At 62.4% G+C, this 13,149-nt stretch carries 8 protein-coding genes; 2 read left to right on the top strand and 6 right to left on the bottom strand.

Annotated features, from left to right (window positions below; genetic code table 11):
- Entirely contained in the window at nt 1-2,190 is a 2,190-nt protein-coding gene (locus tag ABCW43_RS12955; protein ID WP_345924887.1) for an anthranilate synthase, read from the bottom strand.
- Nucleotides 2,191-2,500: 310 nt separating this feature from the next.
- Here ABCW43_RS12955 and ABCW43_RS12950 point away from each other — a divergent pair, with 310 nt between their 5' ends.
- Nucleotides 2,501-3,766, top strand: coding sequence for an extensin-like domain-containing protein (locus tag ABCW43_RS12950; protein ID WP_345924885.1), 1,266 nt, complete (start codon nt 2,501-2,503; stop codon nt 3,764-3,766).
- A gap of 23 nt (nt 3,767-3,789) precedes the next feature.
- On the opposite strand, the gene ABCW43_RS12945 is transcribed toward ABCW43_RS12950, so the two are convergent.
- The gene (locus ABCW43_RS12945) at nt 3,790-4,173 is read right to left on the bottom strand and encodes a nuclear transport factor 2 family protein (protein WP_345924883.1); all 384 of its coding nucleotides are present in this window, start codon (nt 4,171-4,173) and stop codon (nt 3,790-3,792) included.
- Nucleotides 4,174-4,268: 95 nt separating this feature from the next.
- Between ABCW43_RS12945 and ABCW43_RS12940 the strand changes: the two genes are divergently transcribed.
- Nucleotides 4,269-4,865 carry a TetR/AcrR family transcriptional regulator gene (locus ABCW43_RS12940; RefSeq protein ID WP_345924881.1) on the top strand — a complete coding sequence of 199 codons (597 nt, stop codon included), beginning with the start codon at nt 4,269-4,271 and terminating at the stop codon, nt 4,863-4,865.
- Nucleotides 4,866-4,915: 50 nt separating this feature from the next.
- Here the strand turns inward: ABCW43_RS12940 and ABCW43_RS12935 are convergent, their stop codons facing one another.
- The 4 genes from ABCW43_RS12935 to putA all read right to left on the bottom strand — a co-directional run bounded on the left by ABCW43_RS12935 (nt 4,916) and on the right by putA (nt 13,088).
- The gene (locus tag ABCW43_RS12935) at nt 4,916-5,293 is read right to left on the bottom strand and encodes a VOC family protein (RefSeq protein WP_345924879.1); all 378 of its coding nucleotides are present in this window, start codon (nt 5,291-5,293) and stop codon (nt 4,916-4,918) included.
- Nucleotides 5,294-5,510: 217 nt separating this feature from the next.
- Complete coding sequence (locus ABCW43_RS12930; protein ID WP_345924877.1) at nt 5,511-7,190, bottom strand: formate--tetrahydrofolate ligase; 1,680 nt, start codon at nt 7,188-7,190, stop codon at nt 5,511-5,513.
- A 172-nt stretch (nt 7,191-7,362) separates the two neighbouring features.
- Entirely contained in the window at nt 7,363-9,603 is a 2,241-nt protein-coding gene (locus ABCW43_RS12925) for a TonB-dependent hemoglobin/transferrin/lactoferrin family receptor (protein ID WP_345925468.1), read from the bottom strand.
- 362 nt (nt 9,604-9,965) lie between these two features.
- Entirely contained in the window at nt 9,966-13,088 is a 3,123-nt protein-coding gene (gene putA, locus ABCW43_RS12920; protein ID WP_345924875.1) for a bifunctional proline dehydrogenase/L-glutamate gamma-semialdehyde dehydrogenase PutA, read from the bottom strand.
- Between the last annotated feature and the right edge of the window lie 61 nt (nt 13,089-13,149).

Genomic DNA, 13,149 nt, shown 5'->3' with positions numbered 1-13,149 from the left:
TCACGCCGCCTGGGTCTTCGCGCGCCGCGACAGATGCGCCACGACGTTCTCGATCATCCGCATGCCGGCATCGCCGCCGAGCGTCATGATCGATTCCGGGTGGAACTGCACCGCCGCCACCGGCTCCTTGACGTGCTCGATGCCCATGATCGTGCCGTCCTCGCTTTCGGCGGTGATCATGAAATCCGGATGCAGCGTCTTCGGATCGGCGAAGATCGAATGATAGCGCCCGACGGTCACTTCCTTCGCGAGCCCCGAGAAGACGATGCCCGGCTCCAGCACCCGGATGCGCGATGGCTTGCCGTGCATCGGCACCGCCAGGTGACGGAGTTCGCCGCCATAGGCTTCGGCAAGCGCCTGCAGGCCGAGGCAAACGCCGAAGATCGGCAGGCCTTTTGACCGCGCCAGCTTGATCGTCGCCTTGCAGTCGAAATCCTTCGGATTGCCGGGACCGGGCGACAACACGACAAGGTCGGGATCGAAACGGTCGAAGACTTCTTCCGGCACCGGCGTGCGAACCGTCGAAACCGTAGCCCCCGTCTGGCGGAAATAGTTGGCGAGCGTGTGGACAAAGCTGTCCTCGTGGTCGACGAGCAGGATCTTGACGCCCTGCCCGACCCGCGCCACGTCGCGGCCGGCCTTCGCCGCATTGCCGGCCTTTGCATCACGGATCGCTGTCAGCATGGCGGACGCCTTCAATTCTGTTTCAGCCTCTTCCTCGTTCGGATCGCTGTCATTGAGCAGCGTCGCCCCGGCCCGCACTTCTGCAATACCGTCCTTGATGCGGATCGTTCGTAGCGTCAGCCCGGTATTCATGTCGCCGTTGAACCCGACCATGCCGATCGCCCCGCCATACCAGGCACGCGGGCTCTTTTCGTGGTTTTCGATGAACCGCATCGCCCACAGTTTTGGCGCGCCGGTGACGGTGACGGCCCAGGCGTGACTGAGGAAGCCGTCGAACGCATCCATGTCCGGCCTGAGCCGCCCTTCGATATGGTCGACCGTGTGGATGAGCCGCGAATACATCTCGATCTGCCGGCGGCCGATCACCTTCACCGAACCCGGCTCGCAGACGCGGGATTTGTCGTTGCGATCGACATCCGAGCACATGGTGAGCTCGGACTCGTCCTTCTTGGAATTCAGGAGCTTCAGGATCTGCTCCGAGTCGGCGATCGGGTCTTCGCCGCGCTTGATGGTGCCGGAAATCGGGCAGGTCTCGATGCGCCGGCCCGATACGCGTACGAACATTTCCGGCGAGGCGCCGACCAGATATTCCTGGTGGCCGAGATTGATGAAGAAGGAATAGGGCGACGGGTTGATCGCCTTCAGCCGGTTGGAGATTTCCGAAGGTTTGCTGTCGCAGCGCTCCATGAACTTCTGGCCCGGCACCACTTCGAACAGGTCGCCGCGCCGAAAACTCTCCTTCGCCTTGGTGACGAGGTTCGCATATTCGCCCGGCCGGTGGTCTCCCTTCGGCGGAATGGTGTCGGTGCGCTGGAATGGATCGGGCGCGATCTCCTGGTCCTTGCCTTCCGTCGTCACCCCGTCCTTGGAAAAGTCGTAGCGGTCGATCCAGGCCTTGGCGGCATGATGGTCGACGACGAGGATTTCATCCGGCAGGAACAGAACCATGTCCCGCTGGTCTTCCGGCCGCTGCATCGAAAGCTTGATCGCATCGAACTGGAAGGCGAGGTCGTAACCGAAGGCGCCGAACAGGCCAATCGCCGAATCCGCTTCCGAATGGAACAGGTCGACGATCGCCCGCAGCACGGAAAACACCGTCGGCATCTTCGAGCGCTCTTCCTCGGTAAAGACACGGGTCGGTTCGTTGACGGTGAGGTCGAGGCGCCGGGCCGTCCGCTCCCCGAGCGTCAGGTCGGCCACCGTCTTCAGCTTGTCCGTAACGAAACCGAGCAGCACCTCGCCGCGACCGTTGAAGGCCTCGATCCACACTTTACGGCCATTCGAGGAGATCCCGAGCGGCGGATCGGCGATCGCCGTGTCCCAGCGGGTATAACGGCCCGGATATTCGTAATTGGAGGAGAACACCGCGCCGCGCCGTTCGTCGAGCCTGTCGACATAGGAGGAGATCGCATCCGCATAAGGGGCTGCTCGCCGCTCGCGGCTCACCGCAATCCCGCCCCTCGTCTCGTAAACTTCCGAACCATCATCCCGAATGATCGTTACCATTGTCCTGCCTCTCCAATGTCTCTGCCCGGGTCCCTGCGGCGGATAACAAAAAAGCCGCCTCGGGTTCCGGGCGGCTTGTGGTCTTGTCGATGGACATGACTGGTCAAGGCCGCGTTGAGCGAGCCGGCCACCAGTTAGCGATGTTCATCGAGTTCATCATGGGCCGAATTGTTAGCTGGGGTTTTTAAACCGTGCAAGCGAATTTCCATGACCGGCAAACAGAATTCTGGCGCTCCGATGCGACCAAAACCGGCGAGCGGCGTTTATCGTCCCTCAAGGGTCGAAGAAGCCCAGCCGAGAAGGATACGGCATGCAGCATTCATGGATCGCAATTCTGGCCGGCCTGCCACTAGTCATCGGAGCCGGATTGCCGCCCGAAAGACCGATACCGCAGGCGCAACATTCCGGCGTCGCGGCGGGCGTCATGGAGGTGAACTTCCTGGCCCGCATTCTGCAGGATGGCGGATCGCGTGAGCGCGCGCCCCGCCGCCGTGAATCCCCACGATCGCAGGCACGTGGCGCCGTGCCCCAACCGCCGGCCCTGGCAGATGTTCCCGTGCCGATCCCGAAGCCCGTCGGAGACGTGGAGAAGCCCGCTGAGGTGCCGCAGCAGGCGGACCGCGCCACCAGCAGGCCCGTCGTTCAGGCCCCCCCGCTGCCTGAGGCCCTGCCACCTGCAGCCTCGCCGCCGGTGGCACAGGCTCGGCCGAGCGAAAGCCCGCAAAGCCCGCCCCAAAGCCCAGCCCCCAGCCCGCCGGTTGTCGAGCAGCCCGGGACCGCGTCGGAACCGGCCCATGAGGCCGAAGTTCCAAAACCGCTCCCGAAGCCGGATAATGCCGCTGCCGCCGCGGAGCCGACGGACAAGCCCGACCAGGCGGCGGCCCCAAAACAGGATGCGGCAAAGCCGGAAGAGACCAGACAGGACGCAAGCAAGCCGGATGGCAAGGAAGACGGCAAGCAACCCGCCGAGCAGCAGGCCGAGGCACCGCCCCCGCCGCCTCCGCCGCCGCTCGTCGAGGAAAACCCCGATGAGCTGAAGGCCTGCCTTGCCGAACTCACCTCGCTCGGCGCGAAATTCGAACCGACCGATCCGATCGACGAGGGCGGCGGCTGCGGCATCGAAAGCCCGATCGACGTTGCCGAAGTCCTGCCCGGCGTTTCGCTCGGCGGCGCGACGATGCGCTGCAAGACCGCGGTCTCGATGGCCCATTGGCTGAAGGATACGGTGCAGCCCGCGCTGAATATTGCCATGCCGGGCCGCAGGATCACCGGTCTCGTGCCCGGCTCCACCTATGCCTGCCGCCTGCGCAACAGCGCCTCGACGGGCAAGATTTCCGAACACGCCCGCGGCAACGCCTTCGACGTCGCCGCCTTCAAGCTCGACAACGGCGAGAAGATAACCATGAAGCCGCGCGACGAAGACTCCACCATGGAAGGCGCCTTCCAGCGCACGGCCACAGCCGGCGCCTGCCTGCACTTCACCACCGTCCTGTCACCGGGCAGCGACGCCGCCCACCAGAACCATCTGCACCTGGATGTGTTGGAGCGGAAGGATGGGTATCGGTATTGTCGTTGAATGCCCCAACGGCCTGAGCTAGGTCATCCGAATTCCCGGTTAACAGCCGTCGCCTGCGACCAGACGGCGACCCAGCGGTCGTCCTGATACTCATAGCTGTCAGTGTGCCAGTAGCCGCTGAGAGGTAGATGATGCCCACCGAAGATGACCTCGAGCTGCGAGCGATAGCGGATGACGGCCGCAGAACCATAAGCGCGTACTGCGATCTCCTCCGGCTCCCAGGCAAGGTATTTAAGTTGCCCTGCCGCAATCGCGCCGAGATATTGTTCTCGCGACAGGGCAACGCCGATCGGCGTGATCAACTGGAAATTCGGCGCGTGATGGCGCTGCGCGGTAACGATATCGGCACTCACCAGGGCGCGCAGTCTGGCGCGCTCGGCTTCACGAATACGCTCTTCTTCGTTCATGTCGGCTCCTGGGAAATTTACATCAATTGGACATATGGACAAAATATGTCCAATTGACTTTTGACGGAAAAGACAAAAAATGTCAATCTGTCTAAATGTACGAAATCGACTCCAAATCGGCCCAGATCCTGGATGCGGCACTTCCCGTGTTCATCCGTTTCGGTTTTCGAAAGACGACGATGGCCGATATTGCCCGTGCGGCCGGAATATCGCGCGCCTCGCTCTATCTTTGCTTCAACAGCAAGGAAGAGCTATTCCGCGCCGGGTCGCTACGTGCCCATTCCCAGTCCATAAATGACGTCGCGAAAACGCTTGGTCGGTCAGGATCCATTTTCGACCGCATTTCGGCCGCCGTACTCGCCTTTCAGGATGGATTGATCGCTCCGTTCGGCGGGAGCGACAATGCTGAAGAACTGTTTGCGGCCAACATGGAACTGGCTCGCGACATCACGGCTGACACACGAACGAGGCTGCTGGACTTGTTGACGAAAGCATTGGCCGAAGCGGACAAGAATCGAGAAATTGACCTGACCGCTGTGGGAAGCCAGCCCGCAGCTCTGGCGGCCCTGATCGCCGCCGCGATGGACGGAATCAAGCACACACATGGCGTCGGACCGGAATTCGAGCGCGGCACTCATCTGTTCATGGCGCTTCTGAAGCGGGCAACGACCCCATCCCAACTGCGCGCATAAAACTCTCTGCAATGGAAAGCCCGCCCGGACAGCCCGGGCAGGCGATACCTTCATTCTCGCCAGCCCACCTCGACCAGCACCCGGCCGGGCGCCAGGCAATAGAACAGGTAGCCGCCGCGCATCTCGCGTGGCTCCCCAACCAACTCAGCATCGCCCGCCTTGAGTTCCCGATAAAGCCTGTCGACCTCGGTTCTCTCCGGCTGGATGAAGCCGAGATGGTAGGTGACGACCCCGAGTGCCTGCTGCTCGGCCCCGCCGAATTTTTCGACCGGGTGGCTGACGACGATTTCCAGGCCCGCATCGTCTGCCAGGATGGCCAGACCGTTTACGCCGCGCATCTCACGCAGAGTCAGGCCGAAATAGCGGATGAGGAAGGCGCTGGTTGCCGCAACGTCAGGCACGTGAATATCGATATGGTTCATACGCATCGTTTTTCTCGCAAGGTTACCCCGGCGGAGCGCGACGCGGAAAAGGCCACGGGAATCCGCCGAGAGCGGCACGGGATGTGCCGTTTCTCGTCGCGGGTTCTCAACGGTGGACCGAAGGATCAGAGCTTCCTTGCGGAAGAGGCCGTGCTTACCATATCCGGCCCTGCCTTTTTCGACGGAAGAGCTTTAACACAAGGCGGTTCGGGCGCTCAAGCCCTCAGAACAGGCCCTCCACGAACCCGTCCTCGTTTAGAAAGATCCGCTCGGCAGACGGCAAGCGCGGCAGGCCGGGCATGGTCATGATCTCGCCGGTGATGGCGACGACGAAACCGGCACCGGCGGAAAGCCGCACTTCGCGCACATGCACGATGTGGCCCTCCGGCGCACCACGCAGGGCTGGGTCTGTCGAGAAGGAATATTGCGTCTTGGCGATGCAGATCGGCAGGTCGCCGTAACCCTGTTCCTCCCAGGCCTTCAGCTGGTCGCGCACGCCCCGGTCGGTGGTGACTTCGCCGGCGTGATAGATTTTAGAGGCGATGATCTCGATCTTTTCGAGAAGCGGCAGGTGATTGGGATAAAGCGGCTGGAATTTCGCCTGGCCGCCCTCGGCAAGCTCGACCACCTTGAGGGCAAGCTCCTCGATGCCGACGGAACCTTCCGCCCAATGCCGGCAGACGATGCCGTCCGCGCCGTGCCGCGCCGCATAGTCCTTGACGGCGGCGATCTCGTCTTCCGTATCCGAGGTGAAATGGTTGATGGCGACAACGACCGGCACGCCGAATTTCCGCACATTGGCGATATGGCGGCCGAGATTGGAGGCACCGCGCTTCAGCGCCTCGACATTCTCGCGGCCCAGATCTTCTTTTTTCACCCCGCCGTTCATCTTCAGCGCCCTGACGGTGGCGACGATGACGGCCGCATCCGGCTTAAGCCCCGCCTTGCGGCACTTGATGTCGAAGAATTTTTCGGCGCCGAGATCGGCCCCGAAACCCGCTTCCGTCACCACATAGTCGCCGAGCTTCAGTGCCGTGCGGGTGGCGATCACCGAATTGCAGCCATGCGCGATATTGGCGAACGGCCCGCCATGCACGAAGGCCGGGTTGTTTTCGAGCGTCTGCACCAGGTTCGGCTGCATGGCGTCCTTCAGCAGCACCGTCATCGCCTTGTCGGCCTTGAGGTCGCGGGCAAAGACGGGCGAGCGGTCGAACCGGTAACCGACGACGATATCGCCGAGGCGCCGCTCGAGGTCCCCGAGGTCGGCCGCAAGGCACAGGATCGCCATCACTTCCGAAGCGACGGTGATATCGAAGCCGCTCTCGCGCGGAAAACCGTTGGCGACGCCGCCGAGCGAGACGACCGTCTCGCGTAGCGCCCGGTCGTTCATGTCCATCACCCGCCGCCAGCTGATCCGCCGCGTATCGATATTCTCGGCATTGCCCCAGTAGATATGGTTGTCGATCATCGACGACAGCAGATTGTGCGCCGAGGTGATGGCGTGAAAATCGCCGGTGAAATGCAGGTTGATGTCTTCCATCGGAATGACCTGCGCATACCCGCCGCCGGCCGCCCCGCCCTTGACCCCGAAACAGGGACCGAGCGAAGGTTCGCGCACGCAGATGATGGCCTTCTTGCCGATGCGGTTCAACCCGTCGCCGAGGCCGACGGTGGTCGTGGTCTTGCCCTCGCCCGCCGGCGTCGGGTTGATGGCGGTGACGAGGATCAGCTTGCCGTCCTTCCTTCCGGAAAGGGAAGAGATGAAATCGGCCCCGACCTTTGCCTTGTCGTGGCCATAGGGAGCAAGCGCCTCGACGGGGATCCCGAGCTTCGCGCCGATCTCCGTGATCGGCTTCTTCTTCGCGGCACGGGCGATTTCGATGTCGGATCTGACCTCTGCCATAACTTCGCTCCCCCAAGTGCTTTCGGATCAAACATGTCCTTGCGGTTATGGTTAGCGAAGGAAAGGCTATGTGAATAGCCGCAACCGGATAGCTACCGGGAGCGTGCACAAGGAAAAGGGCGGCGCGATCTTTCGCACCGCCCTTCTCAGGCATCCCCGCCGTTGTATTGGTTCAGAACCGCTGAGTCAGAGAAAGTTTGAACGACCGGCCAGGTTCGGAATAGAAGGCGACCGGCTGATTGGTACTGCTGACGGTGTTGGGATTGATGCCGCGAACGCCGACCGCGTTGTAGTACCTCGTATCGAAGATGTTGTAGACTCCGGCCTGAACGCGAAGCCCCTTGGCCTGCTCCGGCTCCCACCATCCCGTCAGATTGGCAATACCGTAGCCGGGCGCCTCGAAAGTGTTGTCCTGACCATCGGGACGCATGCCGGTGGAGAAGATTCCAGTCAACTCAGTGCCCCACGTTTCCTGGTTATAACCGACGCCGAGGATGGCTTTGAACGGCGCAACCGTCCGGATGTACTCGTTGGTATCGGTATCCCTGCCAAAGGCATAAGCAAGCGAAGCATGCGTGAAGAAGCCATTGGCAAATTCTTTGCGGATCTTGGCCTCAACACCGGAAATTTCGACATTGGCGCGGTTCCGATAGGTGAAGATAGATCCCGGGCCACCGGTACTCGGGTTGGTCCAGAGTGTCGTGGTATCAGTGACCTGATCGATGAAGTTTTTGTATCTATTGTGGAATACCGTCAGCTTACCGGTCAGGTCAGCATCCGTATAGGCCGCGCCGATTTCGAAGCCGTTACTGGTCTCCGCCTTGAGGGTGGGATTGCCTACCACCGCATAGCCTCCCGTGGAGATGTTGGGGAACATCAGGTAGAGTTCGTTCATGGTCGGGGCGCGATAGGCCGTGGACCATTGCGCGAAGAGCTGCACGTCCGGCGTCAGGTTATATGTCGCAAGCAGCTTCGGTGAGAAGCGCGAGCCGTTGGTACTGGCGGGATAGCCGAGCGGGCCATAGCCGGTATTGGCCGCCAAGGACGCATCCGGATCATAACTATAGGCGTCGAACCGGATTCCCGGCGTCAGCGTAAAGCCGCTGTCGCCGAAAGCCATCTGGTCTTCAAGATATATCCCTAGCGACTTGCCAGTGACATCCGGGATGTCTGATTCGGAGGCTGTGGTCGCACCGGCCGTGTTGGCATAAAGATATTCGCTAAAATACTGCAGCGAAGCACTGCCACCGAAGCGAATGGTGTGGTCGACGCCATCTCTTGAGAAGTCGGATTCCAGTCCGCCGGTGATGCCGTAGGCATTGTTCTGCATACTATCGTTGCGGATATAAGTAGTGCCATTGTTTCGCAGGCTGCCGGAACCGGATTCCTGTGCAAGGCGCTGCCAATAGAGCGAGAAATTGGCACGGCTGATCGGCGAACCGGCTTCCGGCGCCTCGTATTCGTAATCGAGGGATACACGGTCCCGTTCTCTATCTTCGCTCCCGCTGTATTGGCCCGTTAGGAAGGAGGTGGGCGCTGTGCCGCCCCATAGCGTCCTTAGATCGGTATCGCTTTTCGATAGGAACCGTTCCGCGGTGATGCCGATGCGGTGGCCGCCCTCGATGTCGTGGCGAACCTTGAACAGCAGGTTGCTCTGATCCGTATCGGAGGGATTGGGGACCGTCCGGCTGGATCCGTCTATATCCCTGACACCGCGATTATCATGTTCATGTCCACGCTTGTAGGCACCCTGGAAAAGGATGGAGGTATTCTCAATCTTCTTGGCCACCGCGACCGATCCGCCAACACTTCGGTCTTCGCTGTCGGCAGTTGCCTTCGCCACGCCGCCCCAGTCCTTGTCCGGACCGATCAGGTCTTCCGGCTCCAGCGTACGCAGGACGAGCGCGCCCCCGAGCGCGCCGGAACCGATACGGCTCGAATCGGCGCCGCGCACCACGTCCACCGTGGAGAGCGAGGAGAAGTCGAAGGTGGAGTTCGTGCTGCTCAGGCTGGTCGTCGCCTGACCTTCACGGGCAAAGTTCTCGAAATACTGGATCGGAATACCATCGACGAGGGTGACGACACGAGCGCCGCCGAGACCGCGGATGAAGAGGCCGCCGGGCTTTCCGGGCTTGGTATCGACATAATCCACGCCGGGTTCCGTGGTCCTGCCGAGATCTTGCAGGCTGCCGATATCCTTCTTGGCAATCTCTTCCGCCGTCGTCGTGCTCGCAAGCGGCGTGTTCGCGGCCGGATCCCCTGCCTTCAGCCGTTTCCCCTTGAGCACGATTGGCTTCAGCGTCGTGTCCGTCTGCGGCTGGGTAGCCTGCTGGGCGGCCGCGCCGCAGGCGAGGGAAAACACCGCGAGCGCGGTGCAGGTGGCGAGAGTGGATCGCAGACGTCGGGTGACCATGACTGTCCTTTCAAACAGGGCACACGAAACCGTCGGCGCGCGCGAACGCACCGGAAAGGCGGCGGCCCTTTTCAATTCTGGCAAGAATGTGGCGGGAGGCAGAAAATGCCTTATTCATGCCATTAGAAAACATGAGTGTTATTGTCAATTATTAAAACATGACTCTAATGATCATATTTATGCGAGGCTAGTCCGATGGCAAAAATACAACAGGACCGAATGCAAAAAGGCCCGGATCGCTCCGGGCCTTCTGATTGCGCTGCTACGTTTGACGGCTAAGCCGTCGCGCCTTCCGGCGCTTCGCTAAGGCTCAGCGCGTTCGGCGCTCAAAACGCTCCACTGGAGCATTTTGCCGGCAAGTCTCACCCCTCCCCGATGGCGATCAGGCTGGCGTTGCCGCCGGCGGCAGCCGTGTTGACCGAGATCACCTGCTCTTCGGCAAACCGCATCAAGTAGGCGGGGCCGCCCGCCTTGAAGCCGGTGCCGGAAAGGCCGGAGCCGCCGAAAGGCTGTGTGCCAACGACCGCGCCGATCATGTTGCGGTTGACATAGACATTGCCCGTGTCGAGCGCCTCCGTCACCTTGCGGATCGTCGCCTCGATGCGGCTGTGGATGCCGAGCGTCAGGCCATAGCCGGTGGCATCGATCGCGGAAAGTACCTTGTCGAACTCCTTCGCCTTGAAGCGCACCACATGCAGAACCGGGCCGAACACTTCCTTGGTCAGCGCGGCTGCGCTGTCGAGCTCGATGATGTGAGGCGCGAAGAAATTGCCGGTCTGCGGCACACCCCCGGCGTAACGTATCTTCTGCTTTTTCGCCCGCATGTCCGCGACGTGATCGGCCAGCATTTGTCTCTGGTTCTCGTCGATGATCGGCCCGACATCGGTATTCTGCCTGGCGGGGTCGGCGAGATTGAGCTCGGCTGCCGCCCCCTCGATCATCTTCAGCATGCCGTCGGCGACATCCTCCTGCAGGAAGAGGATGCGAAGCGCCGAGCAGCGCTGGCCGGCCGAACGGAAGGCAGAAACGACCACATCGTCCGCCACCTGTTCCGAAAGTGCCGTCGCATCGACGATCATCGCATTGATGCCGCCGGTCTCGGCGATAAAGGGCACGATCGGCCCGTCTTTGGCGGCCAGCGCCCGGTTGATCGCATGCGCCGTCTTCGTCGAACCGGTGAAGGCGATGCCGGCGAGCTTCGGATGCGCGGTGATCGCCGCGCCGACATCCGGACCGCCCGGTACCAGCGCCAACACCTCGGCCGGAACCCCTGCCTGGTGGAACAGCCTGATCGCCTCATAGGCGATCAGCGGCGTCTGCGGCGCCGGCTTTGCGACCACGGTATTGCCGGCCACCAGCGCCGCCGAGATCTGCCCGAGGAAAATCGCCAGCGGGAAATTCCACGGCGAAATGCACCCGAACACGCCGCGGCCGCGCCAAAAATGGCGATTGTCCTCGCCGGTCGGTCCCGGCATCAGGCTCGGCATGGCGAACAGTTCCCGGCCCTTGTCGGCATAATAGCGGCAGAAATCCACCGCCTCGCGGATTTCGGCAATCCCGTCGTCCAGCGTCTTGCCGGCCTCGGCGGCGAGCAGCGCCAGCAGCCGGTCGCGGTTTTCCTCCATCAGGCCGGCAGCCCTTTCCAGGCACGCGGCGCGGATTTCCACCGGCTCGCGCGACCAGGCCCGGAAGGCCTTGGCTGCAGCAGCAAAAGCGGCATCCACATCGGCCGGCGTCGCATCGCGCACGGTGCCGACGATCTTCGAGCGGTCCGAAGGAGAGCGCACCGGCTTCTCCTCGGCCTTGGAGGTAACGCCCGCCACCAGCGGCCCAGCCTTCACCTCGCCCCACGGCTTGGAAACGCTCGCCATCAGCCGTTCGAGCTCGACCCGGTGGCCGAATTCGAAACCGGTGCTGTTCTTGCGGCGGCCGTAGATGTCGGAGGGAAGCGGGATCTGCTTGTGCCGGGCGCTGATCCCGTCATCGAGGCCGAGCCTTGCGGCTGGTCGTTCGAGCAGCTTTTCGACCGGAACTTGGCGGTCGCCGGCAACCGCCACGAAGGAGGAGTTGGCACCGTTTTCGAGAAGCCGGCGGACGAGATAGGCGAGCAGGTCGCGATACCCGCCGACCGGCGCATAGATGCGGCAGGCGATCCGGTCGTTGCTGTCGAGCAGATCGTCGTAGAGCGCCTCGCCCATTCCATGCAGCCGCTGGAATTCGAAGCCGGTGCGGTCGGGGCCGGCGAGCTCCAGGATGGTCGAGACGGTCAGCGCATTGTGGGTGGCAAACTGCGGGAAGATCCGGGCCCGCTTGGCAAGAAGCTGCTGGGCGCAGGCGAGATAGGCAAGGTCGGTCGCCGGCTTGCGGGTCCAGACCGGATAATCCTCGATCCCCCGCTCCTGCGCCCGCTTCACCTCGGTGTCCCAATAGGCGCCCTTGACGAGCCGCACCATCATCCGCCGGCCATGCGTCGTGCAGAGCTGGTCGATGTAATCGATGACTGCCGGAGCCCGCTTCTGATAGGCCTGGATCGCCAAGCCAAACCCGTCCCAGCCGGCCAGCGACGGATCGGAGAATACGGCGGCGATCACGTCGAGCGACAGTTCCAGCCTGTCGGCCTCTTCCGCATCGACGGTGAAATTGAGCTGGTGTTCCTTTGCCATCCGGGCAAGGTCGAGCAGACCCGGAACCAGTTCCGCCATCACCCGGTCGCGATGGGTGGCAAGATAGCGCGGATGCAGCGCCGAGAGCTTGACCGAAATCCCCATCCGGTCGGGAAGCTGCCGGCCCTTGCCGTGCTTCTTCATATGCGCGCCGATCGACTGGATCGCGTCGGCATAGGAACGGAAATAACGCTTGGCGTCTTCAGCGGTGCGGGCACCCTCGCCGAGCATGTCGAAGGAATGGCGATAGCCCCTCTCCTCGCTCTTGGCGGCACGCACCAGCGCGTCCTTCATCGTCTCGCCGAGCACGAAATGGTGGCCGAGGAAACGCATCGCCTGCTTGGTGGCGGTGCGCACGGTCGGCAGGCCGACGCGCTTGACGAGACCGCGCAGGATTCCCTCCGGCGTTTCGCCGGGGCCGATGACGCGCGCCGAAACGGCAAGCGCCCAGGCCGATGCCGACACGAACCAGCTGTCGCCGGAGGCCTCATGGGTGCTCCAGCCGCCCTCGCGCAGCTTGTCCTCGATCAGCCGGTCCTGGGTCAGCGCGTCAGGCACGCGCAACAGCGCTTCGGCGAGCACCATCAGCGCCAGCCCTTCCCGGGTCGAAAGCCCGTATTCGCGCAAAAAGTCCTCGACGCCGCCGACCTTGCCGGAGCCGTCGCGGATGGCGTTGATCATCCGCCGCGCCCGCTGGTCGATCGCCGCGTCCTGCGCAGACGTGAAGCTGGTGCGGGCGGCGAACTGCCGGATCAGCCGGTCGTCGTCGCCAGCATAGGGCGCACTGAAGGGAATGAAGGTCTCGGTCAGAATCTGGCTCATACGCATCTCCGTTTCATTCTCTCCATAGCGGGAATTCCCTGGTGATTTCGGCGGATTTTTA

This window comes from Neorhizobium tunisiense (assembly GCF_039631515.1).
Lineage (GTDB): Bacteria > Pseudomonadota > Alphaproteobacteria > Rhizobiales > Rhizobiaceae > Neorhizobium.
The sequence above is the reverse complement of the archived record's forward strand: the minus strand, read 5'-3'. Positions and strand labels throughout refer to the sequence as shown.

Excerpts from the sequence above, each read along its gene's own strand:
- ABCW43_RS12930 (WP_345924877.1), bottom strand. The coding sequence starts at position 7,190 with ATGGCAGAGGTCAGATCCGACATCGAAATCGCCCGTGCCGCGAAGAAG.
- ABCW43_RS12940 (WP_345924881.1), top strand. The coding sequence starts at position 4,269 with ATGTACGAAATCGACTCCAAATCGGCCCAGATCCTGGATGCGGCACTT.
- ABCW43_RS12925 (WP_345925468.1), bottom strand. The coding sequence starts at position 9,603 with ATGGTCACCCGACGTCTGCGATCCACTCTCGCCACCTGCACCGCGCTC.
- ABCW43_RS12935 (WP_345924879.1), bottom strand. The coding sequence starts at position 5,293 with ATGCGTATGAACCATATCGATATTCACGTGCCTGACGTTGCGGCAACC.
- ABCW43_RS12945 (WP_345924883.1), bottom strand. The coding sequence starts at position 4,173 with ATGAACGAAGAAGAGCGTATTCGTGAAGCCGAGCGCGCCAGACTGCGC.
- putA (WP_345924875.1), bottom strand. The coding sequence starts at position 13,088 with ATGAGCCAGATTCTGACCGAGACCTTCATTCCCTTCAGTGCGCCCTAT.
- ABCW43_RS12955 (WP_345924887.1), bottom strand. The coding sequence starts at position 2,190 with ATGGTAACGATCATTCGGGATGATGGTTCGGAAGTTTACGAGACGAGG.
- ABCW43_RS12950 (WP_345924885.1), top strand. The coding sequence starts at position 2,501 with ATGCAGCATTCATGGATCGCAATTCTGGCCGGCCTGCCACTAGTCATC.